Annotated in this window: 11 protein-coding genes; 2 read left to right on the forward strand and 9 right to left on the reverse strand. The window is 36.1% G+C overall.

Features of this window, described 5'->3' with window-relative positions; translation table 11 throughout:
- Nucleotides 1-117 precede the first annotated feature (117 nt).
- The 6 genes from BD809_RS10500 to BD809_RS10525 all read right to left on the reverse strand — a co-directional run bounded on the left by BD809_RS10500 (nt 118) and on the right by BD809_RS10525 (nt 8,342).
- Entirely contained in the window at nt 118-2,388 is a 2,271-nt protein-coding gene (locus BD809_RS10500; protein ID WP_148782926.1) for an aconitate hydratase, read from the reverse strand.
- 299 nt (nt 2,389-2,687) lie between these two features.
- Nucleotides 2,688-3,119: a hypothetical protein gene (locus BD809_RS10505; protein WP_148782927.1), complete on the reverse strand. Its 432-nt coding sequence runs from the start codon at nt 3,117-3,119 to the stop codon at nt 2,688-2,690.
- A gap of 72 nt (nt 3,120-3,191) precedes the next feature.
- On the reverse strand, nt 3,192-4,145 hold the full coding sequence (locus BD809_RS10510) for an AAA family ATPase (protein WP_148782928.1): 954 nt from the start codon (nt 4,143-4,145) through the stop codon (nt 3,192-3,194).
- A gap of 3 nt (nt 4,146-4,148) precedes the next feature.
- On the reverse strand, nt 4,149-5,624 hold the full coding sequence (locus BD809_RS10515; RefSeq protein WP_148782929.1) for a peptidylprolyl isomerase: 1,476 nt from the start codon (nt 5,622-5,624) through the stop codon (nt 4,149-4,151).
- The gene (locus tag BD809_RS10520; RefSeq protein ID WP_148782930.1) at nt 5,587-6,435 is read right to left on the reverse strand and encodes a peptidyl-prolyl cis-trans isomerase; all 849 of its coding nucleotides are present in this window, start codon (nt 6,433-6,435) and stop codon (nt 5,587-5,589) included. Before BD809_RS10520 ends, BD809_RS10515 begins: the two co-directional genes overlap by 38 nt.
- Nucleotides 6,435-8,342, reverse strand: a complete 1,908-nt coding sequence (locus tag BD809_RS10525; RefSeq protein ID WP_170251861.1) for a peptidylprolyl isomerase — start codon at nt 8,340-8,342, stop codon at nt 6,435-6,437. Before BD809_RS10525 ends, BD809_RS10520 begins: the two co-directional genes overlap by 1 nt.
- Nucleotides 8,343-8,591: 249 nt before the next feature.
- Here BD809_RS10525 and BD809_RS10530 point away from each other — a divergent pair, with 249 nt between their 5' ends.
- Together BD809_RS10530 and BD809_RS10535 are read left to right on the forward strand one after the other, a co-directional pair.
- Entirely contained in the window at nt 8,592-8,831 is a 240-nt protein-coding gene (locus BD809_RS10530; RefSeq protein WP_148782932.1) for a hypothetical protein, read from the forward strand.
- A gap of 72 nt (nt 8,832-8,903) precedes the next feature.
- Complete coding sequence (locus BD809_RS10535; protein WP_148782933.1) at nt 8,904-9,413, forward strand: OmpH family outer membrane protein; 510 nt, start codon at nt 8,904-8,906, stop codon at nt 9,411-9,413.
- Nucleotides 9,414-9,496: 83 nt separating this feature from the next.
- On the opposite strand, the gene guaB is transcribed toward BD809_RS10535, so the two are convergent.
- The 3 genes from guaB to BD809_RS10550 form a co-directional block, all read right to left on the reverse strand.
- Nucleotides 9,497-10,969, reverse strand: a complete 1,473-nt coding sequence (gene guaB / locus BD809_RS10540; protein ID WP_148782934.1) for an IMP dehydrogenase — start codon at nt 10,967-10,969, stop codon at nt 9,497-9,499.
- Nucleotides 10,970-11,082: 113 nt separating this feature from the next.
- The gene (locus BD809_RS10545) at nt 11,083-14,799 is read right to left on the reverse strand and encodes a ShlB/FhaC/HecB family hemolysin secretion/activation protein (RefSeq protein ID WP_148782935.1); all 3,717 of its coding nucleotides are present in this window, start codon (nt 14,797-14,799) and stop codon (nt 11,083-11,085) included.
- A 1,211-nt stretch (nt 14,800-16,010) separates the two neighbouring features.
- Nucleotides 16,011-17,300, reverse strand: a complete 1,290-nt coding sequence (locus BD809_RS10550) for a DUF3570 domain-containing protein (protein WP_246131501.1) — start codon at nt 17,298-17,300, stop codon at nt 16,011-16,013.
- Nucleotides 17,301-17,302: the final 2 nt, after the last annotated feature.

Consider the following 17,302-nt stretch of genomic DNA (forward strand, 5'->3'; position numbering starts at 1 on the left):
TAAATAATGTACCGTAACCCTTAAGTCGTAACCTACTGATTACACTTCCATTGAAAACAAAAAAAACTCCCAAGACCGAAATCTTGAGAGTTTACTTATATCCAACTACTGAAATTCTTAAGCGTTTTGCTTTTTAATCAAGTTTAACGCAGATCCCTCTTTGAACCACTCAATTTGTGGAGCATTATACGTGTGATTCAGTTTTATTTCATGTTTTGAACCATCTGCATGAACAATTTCTAATGTCAATTGCTTTTCTGGAGCAAATTGATCCAGATCCAAGAAGTTAAATGTATCATCTTCCTGTATTAAATCGTAATCATCCTCATTAGCAAAGGTAAGACCTAGCATTCCTTGTTTTTTCAAGTTTGTTTCATGAATACGCGCAAATGACTTCACAATAACAGCTCGTACACCCAAATGTCTAGGTTCCATAGCAGCATGTTCTCTAGAAGACCCTTCACCGTAATTATGATCTCCAACTACAATTGTGGGTATTCCGGCAGCTTTGTACTCACGTTGCGTATCCGGTACTCCTCCATATTCTGAGTTCAATTGATTCTTAACAAAGTTTGTCTTCTTATTATAAGCATTTACTGCACCAATAAGACAGTTGTTAGAAATGTTATCAAGGTGACCTCTGTATCGCAACCATGGACCCGCCATAGAAATATGATCGGTAGTACATTTACCAAAAGCTTTGATAAGCAATTTGGCTCCTGTTATATTTTTACCATCCCACGGCTCAAAAGGAGTTAATAACTCTAATCGTTCAGAATCAGGAGCTACTTTTATATCCACTCCAGAACCATCTGCCAACGGTGCCAAATATCCTGCATCTTCTACCTCAAAACCTTTTGGAGGTAATTCCCATCCAGTGGGTTCATCAAACATAACTTCTTGTCCATCTTCATTAATCAACGCATCTTTCAACGGATTAAAATCTAAACGTCCTGAAATTGCTATTGCAGCAGTTAATTCTGGAGATGCAACAAAGGCATGTGTATTAGGATTACCATCTGCACGCTTCGCAAAATTCCTATTAAAAGAATGGACGATACTGTTTTTTGGTGCATTTTTAGGGTCACTATATCTAGCCCACTGACCAATACATGGACCACAAGCGTTTGTAAAGATTTTTGCATCTAATTTTTCAAAAATTTGAAGCAAACCATCTCTTTCTGCTGTATATCTCACTTGTTCTGATCCCGGATTAATACCAAGCTCAGATTTCATTTTCAACCCTTTGTCAATCGCTTGCTGAGCAATCGAAGATGCTCTTGACAAATCCTCATAAGATGAATTCGTACAAGAACCAATCAAGCCCCATTCAACTTTTAAAGGCCAATCATTTGCTTTTGCTTTTTCGGTCATTGCACTCCCAACAGTCGTTGATAAATCCGGAGTAAACGGCCCGTTTAATAACGGTCCTAATTCAGATAAATTAATTTCTATTACCTGATCAAAATATTGCTCTGGATTGGCGTAAACTTCATCATCTCCCGTAAGGTGTTCTTTTACCGCATTAGCAGCATCAGCCACGTCAGCACGGTCTGTTGCACGTAAATAACGCTCCATAGATTCATCATAACCAAATGTAGAGGTAGTAGCTCCAATTTCTGCACCCATGTTACAGATAGTTCCTTTACCTGTACACGACATTGCTGTAGCTCCCGGACCAAAATATTCTACAATTGCACCGGTCCCTCCTTTTACAGTAAGAATTTCGGCTACCTTTAGAATAACGTCCTTAGGCGCCGTCCATCCGCTAAGTTTACCCGTTAATTTAACCCCAATAAGTTTAGGGAATTTTAATTCCCAAGGCATTCCTGCCATTACATCTACTGCATCAGCACCACCAACACCGATAGCGACCATTCCTAGTCCTCCGGCATTAACTGTATGAGAATCTGTACCAATCATCATTCCTCCAGGAAACGCATAATTTTCTAAAACTACTTGGTGAATAATTCCTGCACCAGGTTTCCAGAATCCTATACCATATTTATTAGATACCGATTCAAGAAAATCAAATACCTCACTACTGCTACTCATCGCAGATTTTAAATCTTTCTCTGCTCCAACTTTAGCCTGTATCAAGTGATCACAATGCACTGTTGTAGGTACTGCAACTTTATCTTTACCTGCTTGCATAAACTGAAGCAGAGCCATTTGAGCTGTAGCATCTTGACACGCAATACGATCTGGAGCAAAGTCTACATAATCCTTACCTCTGGTAAATACAGATGTTGCATTACCATCCCATAAATGAGAATATAAAATTTTCTCTGCTAACGTTAAGGGTGTACCAGTAAGCTCACGAGCTGCATTCACACGCTCTGCCACTTGGTCATACACCTTTTTAATCATATCGATATCAAATGCCATATATTACAATTTTTAGTATTGAAAAGTCTTGCGAAAATACGAATTTTAAAGCATTTTATTAAATGATTAGCTACATTCCTTTCTTTTTGCATAATTGAAAAAATATCGCTTACGAATTACTCATATCCACAAAATTGAAATAAAAAATTTGGTAAATTACCAAAAAAAGTCAAAGTTGAGCATTCGTTTTTATCAATTATTCACGAAAACGTTATCGTTAAAAACCCTAAAACGGTTCAAAATTGAAAAAAGGAGAAGCATCACACTACTCCTTTTTCTATAACTCAAAAATTAAGTACCTAAGACTTGTTCTTCTTTCTATTCTTACTACGAAGCTTGTCATAAAGCTCTAATTGCTGTTCATTTAGTGATTCTTTAAACTCCTCTTTTTCTAGACGCTGTTGCTCTTTATGAGTTTTTATCATTGCCTTTTGATCTTCGGTGTAAAGATTTTTCAATTCTTTTCTTTTACGTTTACGTACACCGCTACCGTCTTTTAAGATAGCTCGTTGTTCATCATTCAAAGTTTTTTCTAGCGCTGATCTGTGCGTCTGTCTTGACTCGCGCAACGCTTCCCACGCTGCTTTCTGGTTCTCATCAAGAGAGGCTACAAATTCTTTCCTGTTTTCTTTGCGCTGCTCACGATGTTGCGTATGTTGCGCCATAACACCTCCAATTGAAAAAATACTTAGTACACCTATCAACAACCACTGTTTCATTTCTTTCTTCATATCATTAAAATTTTAAATTTTAATAATTAGACAGTTTGAAATGGAAAAGGTTTATTAGTAAAGAGAAATATACTAAAAGAGACTTTTTATTATTGATTCAATAGATACACCTTCTGCCTCGGCTTTGTAGTTTTTAATCATACGATGACGCAATATTCCAAAAGCCACTGCTTTAACATCTTCGTTATCAGGAGAAAATTTACCTCGAACAGCAGCATGGGTCTTTGCTGCTAAGATTAAGTTTTGTGAAGCTCTGGGTCCGGCTCCCCAATCGATATACTGCTTTACTAAATCGGATGCTAATTCACTTTTAGGACGTGAAGCGCCTACAATCCGAACCGCATACTCCACTACATTATCTGCTACCGGAATACGTCTCACTAATTCCTGAAACTCCACAATCTCCTCGGCAGTAAATAAAGCATTGATATGATTATTCGTAGTTCCCGTAGTACTTTTTACAACTTCCACTTCTTCTTCAAAAGTTGGATATTGCAGTTCTATGGCAAACATGAATCGATCCAGCTGAGCTTCTGGCAAAGGATATGTTCCTTCTTGCTCTATAGGGTTTTGGGTTGCAAGCACAAAGTATGGCAAAGATAGCTGATAGTGATGTCCTGCTACAGTAACCGCACGCTCTTGCATCGCTTCTAAGAGTGCTGCCTGTGTTTTAGGTGGAGTTCTGTTTATTTCATCTGCCAGGATAATATTAGAAAAGATAGGACCTTTAAGAAATTTGAAATGTCTGGTTTCATCCAGAATTTCACTCCCCAAGATATCACTTGGCATCAAATCGGGAGTAAATTGAATTCTTTTAAAATCCAATCCTAACGCTTTGGCTATGGTATTTACCATTAAAGTTTTTGCCAAACCCGGTACTCCTACCAGTAAGGCATGCCCGCCTGAAAAGACAGCAATCAATATCTGGTCGATAACTGCATCTTGACCAATGATAACTTTGCTTATTTCTTGTTTAAGCGCTTTATGCTTTATAACCAATTTTTCTACAGCAGCAACATCTGACATATATTATTCGTTCTTTAACCAATTACCACTATACTCACAATTTCTATATTCACCATTTACTTTGATGTACGTGTCCATGATTTTCTCATCCTGCCACTCGCGAATCGCATCAATCTGCTTTTTCTTTAGGGCTAGTTCTTGGATTTTAAGATAATCATTAGCGTAGTCTGCTATATGTTCATCGTATCGATTGAGAACAGTAATCAGTTTAAACTTTTTTCTTCCTTGACGATCTTGATCCGGTATTACAAGCGAAATCTCGTTGGTCTTCAATTTTGAAACCTGATCATATAAAATAGGATCTACTTTTGTTAATTCAAAACGGGTATCACCTGTCGTTGGATTGATTAACTGACCTCCATCCTCACGGGTTTCTTTCTCATCGCTAAACTGTCGGGCAGCATCTTTAAATTTTATGGTTCCTGCCACCAACTCCTGACGGATCGAGTCCACAAGTTTCTTAGCTGTTTCTACCGTTTCTCTTGTCACATCAGGAATTAATAAAATATGACGAACATCAATCTCTTCACCTCTAATTTTATCTACCTTTAATAAATGCCAGCCAAAATCTGTTTTAAAAGGTTCGCTAACTTCTCCTTCTTGCGCACTAAAGGCAACATCTTTAAACTCTTTGGCAAATGGTGTTTGACGGTTTAATGTATATTTTCCTCCTGTAGACTTAGAACCCGGATCTTGAGAATACAATACCGCTTTGGTTGCAAAACTACTTCCATTCTCCACGATATCTTCTCTAAACTGATTAAGACGATCAATAACTTTTTGTTCTTCCGTTTCCGGAACTTTAGGTTCTATGATGATTTGAGCCAATTCAACTTCTGTTCCAAACAAAGGTCGTTCGTCTTCAGGGATCTCATCAAAAAACTCTCTTACCTCCTCTGGCGTTACATCGATATCCGCAATAATTTTTGCTCGCATCTTTTCTGCCAGTTTGTTAGATCTGTTGATTTCGAATAGCTCTTTTCTAAACTCATCAACATCATCTTTCTTGTAAAATTTAAGCACTTTTTCAACAGAACCTAATTCTCTGGTCATATAATCCAACTGTTGATCTACCATGCTGTTTACTTCAGCCTCTGGCACCAAAATACTGTCCTGCACCGCGTGATGTGCGTATAATTTACTTTCAAAAAGGCTTCCTGCCAACTGACATTGACTTACATTTGCTGCAGATACACCCTCACTGATAAGTTGTTGATAGGCTATATTTACATCACTATCCAAAATAACATGTTGACCAATTACAGCTGCCACTCCGTCAATTTTAACACGTTGAAAAGGCTTAATTGAATCGTTCTCTGTTGCTTCTACTACTGCTAAGGAATCAAGCTTAGCTTCATTCGTTACCTCATCCTCAATAATTTCTTGTGCAGTAATTGTCATCCCGCTGAATAAGGTGCATAATGCACCGCAAAGCGCTGTTTTAATTATATATTTCAAATTGTTTGTCTTTAATCGCATCTTTAGTAATATCCTTTTCTAAATTTTTTGTCAAATTAAGTTTTCGACGGTTTAAGATTAGCTGTTTTATCGTGGGAACCATATACTTCAATGGTGCTTGCTTACCCGCTTCCAAAACTTCTAAAATTTTAATCATATAAATTCCTGAAGAATCTCTAATCTGCACAAATTTACCATCTTTTATTAGCTTCTCCCTATTATTTTCTTTAAGTATTGGTAATAAATTCAAAACTCTATCCTTTGTCACCCAAACAGAGTCATTGAAAGAATATGTAACATATTCCATTTTATTATCTAAAAGATCTTGCTTATCTTCATCATTATAACGCTCAATTTTTCGCTGCGTTGCAACAATTTCATCATAGTTCGATGGTAAATGTAAGTAACGTAATTGTACTATGTCAGTATTGAGATTAAAATTCTCGATATTTGAAGTATAATACTCTTTTACTTCAAAATCTGAAATTTCAAGATCTATAGCTTCATTCACCACTGCATTTTTATAAGCGTTAATGTATAATGAGCTACGATAATCTTCTATCAATTCTTCAAATGAAGCTTGCTCCTCTTCAGTCAAATTGAGTTTCGCCTGATCAATAAATAGTTGTTTTTTTGCCCATTGATTGATGAAGTTATTGATGATGCTTATACTATCCTCTTTGCTCGCTCCAACAGGAACCAAATTTGCCACATCCTCTTCATATAAGTAAGACTCATTAACTCTGGCAACCGCATTCTGACGTAATTGCTTTTTAAAATTCTCACATGAGATCAAAGCTACCAATACAGGTATAAAATATATATAACGCATTAATTCTTCAGTTCTTTTTTAAGATTCTTTACTGTAGTAGTATCAATTGAAATCTGATACCTGTTTTTGAGACTTCGCAACCATTCTTGCTCTATAAAATTTTGATAATCTCCTATCACTAGCCCTCTATGCTCTTCTAAGGTCAAAGTTGCAGCCGGCAGTAATTCTTTAATCCATATTAACGTTGAATAATCTTTATTGTCTTGTAGCATATGATCTCCAACCTTTAAAGATTGCTCTTTTCTAAAATTTAATTCACTGTTCGGTACTATCACTTCATCAAAAATTACCAGTACCAGATCGCCTGTATTAACTGTACTTTTAATTTGTTCCAAAGATATTCCTTTTTGAAGTAAAGCTTTCACCTTTTCTAAAGTCTTCTTATTTACTGAAGAGGCTTTTATTATTTTATAACGTTTTTCCTGTTGATACTGATCAATATTTTGAAGATAAAACGCTTTCAATCCAAGAGAATCAGTTTGTGCTCTATTCCAAACATTTGATTCCATTAAATCAAAAAGTAAAAGTCCATTACGATATTCGTTTAAAACATCCGCATAATTTGAGTTTTCTGATTCTAAATTTTTTAAATAATAATCTCTTGCAATTTTACTTTGAAAGGTAAAAAAAAGTTTGTCAATAGAGGTTGTATCCCATTCCATCTTTGAAGGAGATGCTTTTATAAAAGTTAAAAAATCTAAATAACTAATACTTTTTGCACCTATAGAAAACAACTCTTTTTTTTCATCTTCTTTACTAAGTGCTACCTCTGATACAGGAGTAGTTGACAGAAGTGTTCTAAAAAATGTCTTGCTCTCTTCACTCAAGAAAAGCTTGTATTTTTCTATTAATTTTGTACTGAAAGAATCTGTAATTCCTTTAGATCGATCGTCTCTTTTAATTTGATCTCTCAATTTATCTTCAATCTCCTTAAAAGATTCTAAGGGCTGTTTATTTATTAGTTTTATAATTTGCCAGCCTTTTTTAGTTTTGAATGGTTCTGATATAGCTCCTATAGTATCAAGTGCAAAGGCTGTATTTTCTAATATTTCGGAATTAGTTCCCCCTTTCTTAAAAGGTTTCATCTTACCACTTACTTTTTTTGTCACTTTATCCTCACTATGTGCCGCGACAAGAGATTCAAAAGAGACTCCTTGTTGGAGTTGATTATAAAGAAGCGTAATCTTTTTTTTTGCCTGCATCCCTGTGCGATCCGTATTCTCTCTAATAAGTAAGCTGGCAATAGTCGCATATCCAGCAACTTTTTCTTTAGCAATGGGCATTACAATATGATACCCGAATGGTGTACGAAAAGGCATAGAGAGTTGTCCTACAGCTGTTTTATATGCCGCTGTTTCAAACGGATACACCATTGAAAACACTGTAAACCATCCTAAATCCCCCTTATTATTGCTGACTGAAGGGTCCTGACTGTTTTTAAGAGCTACGTCCTCAAATGATGCTCCATTTAAAATTGAAGTTCTAAGTTTTACCAGAGTTTGATAGGCTTGTAATGTATCTTTTGGCAGCGCGTGGTCACCCACCGTGCGAATAATATGTTTTGCACGTACGCGATACATATAGCGATCATAAGCTTCCTGCAACAGAGTCTTAGAAACGGTGGTGTCGCTAACATAGTTCGATTTTAACTGATTCTGATATCCCGATAATTCAGTCAAATACGATTCTTTTTTATCCAGCCCTAAACGCTTAGCTTCTTTAATTTTAAGCTTATAGTGTATAAATAAATCTAAATATTGATCAAATTCAAGTGGATCTGACGTTATGGTCACATCCTTGTTTTTGAAATATACTTTTTTGAACTCGTCAACAAACACAGGTTCGTCATCAATAGTAAGCAAAACAGTGCGCTGATCTTGTCCCGAAAGCACTGTAACAACTAACATTGTCAGTAGTATAAAAAAGATGTTTTTGTTCATAATGTACAGAAAATTTCCCGGGATCGGACAAAAATAACAATATTACCATATTCTACAACTACCTTACTAACGAATCCTTCAATAGAATCGTATCTACCTTATTTTCTTTTGATCTTATTAAACAATTCTCTTTACCCCTATTTTCAATATATTTCTAAAACAGTTTATATATTTAAATATTTTGTAATACTTTGCTTCTTTCGTATAAAAATTGCAATGGAAAAGAAAATAAAACTAATTTGGGATTTTAGAGGACCTTCGGCTGAGTTAACAGCGAAACATCATGAAATCCATTTGAAAGAATATGCTACTATTGAGAAACTCACCTATTTTTTAACCGGACAAATTGATATCTCTGATATGCATAGTATCGCTTTTATGGTTGTAAATAATCAAGATATGAAAAAGGTACGAGATGCCCTGAAACCACATCGTGGTCAACTTTATAGTGAATAATTGAGTTACAACTCTAATCTTTAGCAAAGTACTTCTATATTTGCACTTTATTACTTTAACTTACATACCATAATGAAAAAAATAACTTTATTAGTTTTGATCTTCTTAACTGGTTTTCAAATCAACGCACAAAGTAAGGTTGGAACCATTGACAGTGAATTTATCTTATCCAAAATGCCTGAACTTACAAAGGTTCAAGAAGACTTAAACGCTTATAACAAAAAACTAGAGGGGGATCTAAAAGTAAAAGTCGACGAGTATCAAGCAAAAATCGAAGCCTATAAAACACAAGCTGAAACTTTTAGTGATCCAATGAAGAAAACGAAACAAGAAGAGATCATTACCCTTGAGAATGATATAGCCAAGTTTCGTCAAAACGGTTCTAAATTGTTTCAGATTAAGCAGAATCAATTACTACAACCCTTATATCAAAAAATAGGTAAAACACTTGAAGATATCGCGAAGGCAGAAGGGTATTCACAAGTACTTACCATCACCAGTAGCGGACTTGCTTACATTGATCCTAAATTTGATTTAACCAAGTCAGTAATGACAAAATTGGGTATAAAAACAGAAGAGTAATTACATTACTTCTTTCCAAAATAAAAAAATGCATGATCGGTGAACCCATCATGCATTTTTTAGTATCCTGTTATACTTACGACTTACCTACTGTAATTTGGCGACTCTTTGGTGATTGTCACATCATGTGGATGACTCTCATTAATTCCACTAGCTGTAATCTTCACGAATCTTCCTGTATCCTTTAAGGTAGCTACATCTGCAGCACCACAGTACCCCATTCCTGCACGTAAGCCCCCTACAAATTGATGGATACTTTCGTATAAATCTCCTTTATAAGCAACACGACCTACAATACCTTCTGGCACCAGTTTTTTAATGTCGTCCTCTACATCTTGGAAATAACGATCTTTTGAGCCTTTTTTCATAGCCTCTACAGAACCCATTCCGCGATATGTTTTATATTTTCTTCCTTCGTAAATAATAGTTTCTCCGGGGGATTCTTTTGTTCCGGCCAAAAGCGATCCTAACATTACACAGTCAGCACCAGCTGCTATAGCTTTTGGAATATCACCTGTATAGCGAATACCTCCATCCGCAATAACCGGAACTCCTGATCCTTTAATTGCCGCTGCTACTTCTAATACTGCCGAGAATTGAGGAAATCCTACTCCCGCCACTACTCTTGTGGTACAGATAGAACCAGGTCCAATCCCTACTTTTACAGCATCGGCTCCCGCATCAACCAAATACTTTGCTGCCTCTGCCGTTGCAATATTTCCTACGATAACATCAAGCTCAGGAAATTTTTGTTTTATCTCTTTAAGCACACTAACCACACCTTTTGTATGTCCATGCGCTGTATCAATTACTACAGCATCTACTCCTGCATTGACCAGTGCTTCTGCCCTATCAACTGCATCCCCTGTTACACCAATAGCTGCCGCCACCCGAAGTCTCCCTAAGGCGTCCTTATTTGCGCTAGGCTTCAAAGTAAGTTTTGTTATATCTCTAAAGGTGATAAGACCAATTAAAGTATTTTGATTACTAACGACAGGTAGTTTTTCTATCTTATTCTTTTGCAAAATAACCTCAGCCTCTTGCAGTGAAGTTCCTTCTCCTACGGTCACAAGGTTATTGCTTGTCATTACCTCAGAGATAGGTCGTTGATCATTTTTTTCAAAACGCAAATCTCTATTCGTTACGATACCCAATAATTTTTTCTGGTCATCTACAATTGGAATTCCGCCGATACTATGCTCTCGCATATTGTTTTTAGCGTCTACCACCTTCGCATTAAGCGGTAAAGTTACAGGATCGATGATCATTCCACTTTCTGCACGCTTTACTTTACGAACCTTTATCGCTTGCTCTTCGATCGTCATGTTTTTATGAAGCACGCCAATACCTCCTTCTTGTGCCATAGCAATAGCCATACTACTTTCAGTCACAGTGTCCATCGCCGCAGAGACAATTGGTACATTGATCGAAATGTTACGGGTAAATTTAGATTGAATATTTACATCCCTAGGCAATACTTCTGAAAAGGCGGGAACTAAAAGGACGTCATCATAGGTGAGACCTTCACCAACGATTTTGGATTCGTGTGCTGTCATGGCAATTAAGATTTAATTGCGAGCAAATATACGTTTTTTTATTTCTTAAAAATCGATATCCCCTTGTTAAAAACAAGAGGATATCATAAAATTAATTTCTATAGACTTTCCGTTTAGAATCCAAAACCAAAACCTACCTGAACCATATTCCTTTCATCAGAATTGAAGACCCCAATATTGAATGCCAAAGCGTTGAGTCCACTAATCCACAAACCACCTCCTTGAGAAGTATGCAAGGTGTTGGAGTCATCATTATCAACCCACACGCGTCCGTAATCAAATCCACCATATACTCCAAAGGTAATCGGTGCCACTGCCGTGATAAAGCGTTTGACTCTAAGTTTTAAATCTGTGCTTTGATAGAAATATGCTTTTCCACTAAAACGCTCGTTTCTAAATCCTCTCAATCCGTTATTACCACCGATCGACGGAGCGTGATAAAATAAATAATCATCTCCGATATTTGTTTTCCCTTCTAAGGTGGTCCCTAATACCAAATGACCTGAGCGTATTAGTTTATGACTTGCGCCTAATTTTAACGACACATAACCAAATTGATTATTGCTTTCGGCAATATTAGTTTTGTACCCTCCCTTGATTCCAAAATAGATGGCCTCGGTTGGAAAATCTTTGGCATCCTGATTATAATAATAGAGCCCGGCTTCCCCTCCAACATACTGTTGTTGCTCGAAGGCCAAAGGATTAATATTTTGCTCAGTAAAAAAGCGATCCTGCTCTTCTTTGACATTAAATGATTCATACAATGCTTTTACTGAAATAGATCTGTGTCTGATCCCCGCAGAAAATTTGATCTGTTGCATTCTTGCTCGGTTATACGATAAGCCATTTTCATCATCTGTATTTACAGACTCATTACCAAAACCAAAGAAGTTATTAGCAAATAGTTCATTTGTAAAATAACCCTCAACCTCAAAGTTCCATTGCGGGAAAATATTTGCAAACTCACCTTTATACGACAACTCTATTCCTTTCAATAGAAAGTAATAATTTGCACCTATTTTATGTTGATATCTAAACGGATTCCCATTAAAACCATTATTTGTGTACGTATTTACAGCACCTAAAAAAAATCCATCATCAGGATTATACCCTAGCGTAGGCAATAATACATTGTGGTTTTCTTGAAAATATCTCCAATGAAAAGTATTGGTTTCATATAGATTAGATAAATATTTTGCCGGTGATTTTTCATCAAAATCTGAATCTTCAAATTTCCAGTCGTATACCTTTAGTCGTTTTTTATTCTTAGTTATGTACTTATCTTTACCATAACCTCCTATGATACGAATAAAAATTTCATGGTCACCTTCCCCTACAATTTCAAAAGTATCGTCATCATTTAACCCATAAATCCATAATTCTTTTGTTTGATCACGATCAAAGGTTCTACTGAATATTTCCTTATTCTTTTCGTCAGATAATTTTCGTTTAATGGTCACCTTAGTCTTACCTTCTGTAAGACGTTCTATCAAGAAATGATCATCTTTATGAGTTCCTCTTATCGACACGGTATTATCAAGATACTCCCCGTATGCCTGAGCATATTCGTCTAATTTAGATAATCTCGTTTTGAGGTGTTGCTTAATCTTAGAAGCGGTGCTATCCTGAACCTCAGCCGGAATCCTCTTAAAAGCCGCATCGATTGTCTCTGCGTTCAGCTGCTTTTGAATTTTTTGCGCTTCTTCTTTCCATACCTCTGCGCCATATTTGGTTATTAACGCTCTATCAAGATCATTTGCTTGTGCGTTATACCATTTTACATTATCTATTTTGGAATCGTACGTTTGCCAGAATCGAGTATTGGGCATAAACATTTGCACTACAGGAATTCCTATTCCATCAAATTTTGAAAAAGTATTATCACGATCTCTTGGAATTGGTATAAACATCTTATCATCCTCGCCAGTCTTGTATTCCATCCATCTCCATTGATCCTGATGACGATCCCAGTCTCCTATCAACATGTCAAATATTCTTGCCCGAACATAGGCTCTTTGATCGATGGTATACGATTCATCTTCTTTTATTTTTTCAAGCATATCTGTAGTGCTCTCGAAATCAGAAATCTCTCCCGGCTCATTCGGATTGGCTCTATTATAACCCTCAAAGTTCTTCTGCTCTTCAGAAGGTCTTTCTTCCACAAAATATAGTTCATCTCCAAAATCAACATTGAATTCTCCTAATCGTTCTTGTTTAGGTATATAATAAAGTTCAGCCTTTGAATGGTTCACGTCCACCGATTTTGCGAGAGGATCAATGACCAACTGCATGAAAGGATGGGTAGTAGTAAAGAAATCTGAAATCAGATCCTCTGCCATAGTATTTTTATAATCTTCTGCCGTATAAGCAATTCCTCTCACCTTAAACTTCAAAAATTTCAAAGCATTTTTACGCAAGGAACGCATAGCATATTGCTTACCGTCTTTATCAATAAGTCTTAAAGAGAATGACTGATGTCCGCCTCCTTCTTTCTTCACGGTGAGTCCACCATGCAAAGTATCCAGATACGCGACTTTTGCTGTTACCGGAGTTCCAAAATAATCTCGGTAACGATCTCCCCATAAAAGCTTGTAAAATCCTGATTTCTCTAGCTTATCTTCGTCGGTTAGAACAGAGGCTTTCTCAGTTTTACCATATTGTTTTCTCTGATATTCGACAGTTAGATCCTTTTTAAAAGGTGGCATTACAGCAAAGCTATAACCGCTTTCTTTTTCATCATTAGTTATAAAAGTAACTTGGGAAGATCCATCTTCGTAGTAATCAACTTTAGCAAAACCTTTTTTTCCGTGTGTAAATATCCCTTCAAAATCCAAAGAGCCTCCCACTGTAGTTAATACTCCTTTAGATCTTTTGGTTGCTGATTTTGAACCTAATGACCCGCTTATGATCTGATGAAGATCTCCACCTTTTAAATATTGTAAATTTTCTTCGTGGCCCGAAACAATAGTAACACGGTCAGAATTTTTGGCGATAGAACTTACCAGAATACGTAAATAACGGTATCGTCTGGCATTGAGTTGCTCTGGAGAAAAACCAGCAATATCTTTAAAACCATCGTAGATATTTCCAACTAAGGGCAAAGGAAGTAATTGACTCGAGAAGGTGTCTTTTCCCGCATATTCTCCATTACTGTAAATAGGATGATGCATTGCGATGATCACGTTTTTATCCTGAGCATCATTTATATACCCTTCTAACTCTTCAGCAAATCGTCTCCTCGTAAAAATATCTGTACATTTTTTGTTGATCTCTTCTACTTTACCCCAATTTGCAATAAACCAAGGAGAATTTACTACGATGATTGCTAGTTGATCATTTACTTCAATATATTCTAACGGACAACCATTTTTTTCTTGATATTCTACTTTCTTTTGTTCTTTTTCTTTAATATAATCTTCATACTCTTCAAGATCATCAATATCACCGGATTTCCACTCATTGTTTCCGGGTATAAAAAGTGTTCTTCCTTTATAACTGGCAACAAGTTGTAATTGCTGTTCGAGTAGTTTGAAATCTTTGTCTTTGTTTTTTCGTTTAGGAGTAACGTTGTCTCCTAAAAAAATCATCGTACTATTCTTATCTGCCTTCTGAAGCGTTTTTGCCAGTTTATCTACTATTTTACTATCGGCAGGGCTTTTAGCATTCCCCAATCCACTTGCCAAGTAAATAGTGTGAGTCGGGCGCTTGTCAGTAACCTTAGCAGTAGGCTCTGACAACCATTGGGGCTCGTAGGTCGCACAAGATATGATACAAAAAATTGAAAAGACTGATAGGGCTATTCTAGCACTTACGGCGGAATAATATTTCATTTGTCTGATGTTAGGTTATAAACACCTTTTAAAAAGTCTCACGTATAAAAGAAAGAAACGCTGTATAACTTAGTAAATCTGGTGCCTGATATAATTGACTAAATTATTACCGGATACCATGACTGCAATGAGCATTTAGGTAACTTTATGATTAAAAGAGTGGTTTTAGCATTTTCTTACCATTATACGCCAGTTCCGTTAATAAATTTTTAAGAGTTATCGCAGCTTTTCTTTTTTCTTTGCTATAAATTTTTTGCCAAAAATGCAGGCTTTTTCCTTTATAAAGTGAGGGATTCACCTGAAGAAAAATAAACGACTAATAGTATCTTTGACTATATAGTTATTTAAATATGCTATATCATCTAAAAAAAAAATAAACGTCAAGATATCGTAACTACGCTCTTCTTTTGAAAGTGGGCCAGCCGGACGGAGCAATAATGATCATCAACTCAATAAACGTAGGGGATGACCGGCACAGTGGAAGCTTTCAAAAATCATCACATACGCATCTTGAGGTTTATTTTTTTTATATCCTCGGTAGGGTGCAGACACTTTCAAACGTTTTACTTATATAGCGAATACTTTAAATTGATAAAGTACGCCGAATACAATTTTAGTCATGCATTTGGGGTTGCATACTTGACAGAGACTCATCTAATTTTTAAGATGAGTCTTTTCTTTTATAGCTAACATTTTTTTTACTTACAGGTAGGGTGGAAGCATCATTAAGCGTTTTATTTGTATAGCGAATACTTTACACTGACAAAGTACGCCGAATACAATTTTAGTCATGCATTTGGGGTTGCATACTTGACAGAGACTCATCTAATTTTTAAGATGAGTCTTTTCTTTTAAAGTCATTTTTTTTCACTTACAGGTAGGGTGGAATCATCATTAAGCGTTTTATTTATATAGCGAAAACTTTACATTGATAAAGTACGCCGAACACAATTTTAGTCATGCATTTGGGGTTGCATACTTGACAGAGACTCATCTAATTTTAAGATGAGTCTTTTCTTTTATAGCTAACATTTTTTTTAGCTATAGGTAGGGTAGAATCATCATTAAGCGTTTTATTTATATAGCGAATACTTTACATTGATAAAGTACGCCGAACACAATTTTAGTCATGCATTTGGGGTTGCATATTTGATCAGCGTCCAACTTTAAAAAAAGTTGGACACTGAAGTTTTATATACTTACATGAACGATCATTCCAATACAAAACTAACGCTGCCTGAAACTATCATTGCATTGAGACCGCTATCGCGCTCATAGTATTGTACAGAAATGTCAACTTTTTTCAAACCAAATGAAAAGACATGAATCTTTGTAAATATATCCGTATAGCTAATACCTAAGCCAAACTGATTAGCATTGAATTTTGAGAGATCATAATCTGATGTGTAAAACTCCTGGGTAGACAAATGTTGGTTGAATGGTGCAAAATAATCTGCTGCACGCTGATTATAGAAACGATAACTAGGATAGACTGTAAAACTATCTGTAATCTTATACGGAATTTCTATAGAAGCCGTATGTGATTGTATATTCCAATCATCGGCGTAATACCTATAGAAAGAGCGAAAAATGATTTTTTCATTTAGATAATAATGCAAGCGACCACCGCCGGCTATTTTGAATCGTGAGTCTGGCAATCTTTCTACATCATCGGCATATGTGAAATTTTGAATAATCAAATCAGGTATATCAGAAAACTGGACACGTTGAAAAGGAGTTGACAATAAGCCTTCTTGATAAATCACATCAACGGACAAGGATCCTTGAAGTTTTTTAGATAGAATTTGAGACAAACCTAGCCCTAATGAATAGGAGTTACGCGCTTCGTCCTCAAAAGGAACAAAAGAAGGTTGATCTCTTAATTCAGAAGGATAGATTGCTTTCCAAGTATCTAAATATATATTTATATTAGCACTGAACTCAGTATTTTTTTGATTAAACAGTCTTGTAAAACTTCCTCCAAATCCAATTGAAAAGTAATCATACTCTGTAGCAACAGCTGTGTTTATTGACCAAATCGTGTTGCGATCATTACTACTATGGCTGTAGGCTAATTGTAAGGTGCTCAAGATATCACTCTTAGAAGCTCCCGAAGATGCAACATATGGATCAGCCTCTTGATCTCCGTCAAACGGGTTTACATTACTTGACGAAGCTGAAGTATATGCCGAGATCCCTGCATCTATCGACAACACTTCGTCGTCGCTTAATGGAATGGTCACCACTATAGTGGGTGTGACATCTGTTAACTCTTCGTTTCCTATTCCGCCTGTTACTGCTGCATTCTCACCCTCTTGCGTATAATAACTCATTAAAAAATCCAATTCTGTAGCATCTAATACTCTTTTTTTATAACTCGTCTTAGTTGATAAAGAATCTGTTTGAGCAAAACTACCTATACATATCAATAAACACCCGAGAAACGTAAAAACTCGTAAATTCATCGAGGTATCCAGTTTACCATTATCAGAATCGGTCATGC

Origin of the sequence: Aquimarina intermedia, from assembly GCF_008124785.1 — a bacterium.
Classification (GTDB): Bacteria; Bacteroidota; Bacteroidia; order Flavobacteriales; family Flavobacteriaceae; genus Aquimarina; species Aquimarina intermedia.

Excerpts from the sequence above, each read along its gene's own strand:
- BD809_RS10530 (WP_148782932.1), top strand. The coding sequence starts at position 8,592 with ATGGAAAAGAAAATAAAACTAATTTGGGATTTTAGAGGACCTTCGGCT.
- BD809_RS10535 (WP_148782933.1), top strand. The coding sequence starts at position 8,904 with ATGAAAAAAATAACTTTATTAGTTTTGATCTTCTTAACTGGTTTTCAA.
- BD809_RS10525 (WP_170251861.1), bottom strand. The coding sequence starts at position 8,342 with ATGTTAGTTGTTACAGTGCTTTCGGGACAAGATCAGCGCACTGTTTTG.
- BD809_RS10520 (WP_148782930.1), bottom strand. The coding sequence starts at position 6,435 with ATGCGTTATATATATTTTATACCTGTATTGGTAGCTTTGATCTCATGT.
- BD809_RS10515 (WP_148782929.1), bottom strand. The coding sequence starts at position 5,624 with ATGCGATTAAAGACAAACAATTTGAAATATATAATTAAAACAGCGCTT.
- BD809_RS10545 (WP_148782935.1), bottom strand. The coding sequence starts at position 14,799 with ATGAAATATTATTCCGCCGTAAGTGCTAGAATAGCCCTATCAGTCTTT.
- BD809_RS10510 (WP_148782928.1), bottom strand. The coding sequence starts at position 4,145 with ATGTCAGATGTTGCTGCTGTAGAAAAATTGGTTATAAAGCATAAAGCG.
- BD809_RS10505 (WP_148782927.1), bottom strand. The coding sequence starts at position 3,119 with ATGAAGAAAGAAATGAAACAGTGGTTGTTGATAGGTGTACTAAGTATT.
- BD809_RS10500 (WP_148782926.1), bottom strand. The coding sequence starts at position 2,388 with ATGGCATTTGATATCGATATGATTAAAAAGGTGTATGACCAAGTGGCA.
- guaB (WP_148782934.1), bottom strand. The coding sequence starts at position 10,969 with ATGACAGCACACGAATCCAAAATCGTTGGTGAAGGTCTCACCTATGAT.
- BD809_RS10550 (WP_246131501.1), bottom strand. The coding sequence starts at position 17,300 with ATGACCGATTCTGATAATGGTAAACTGGATACCTCGATGAATTTACGA.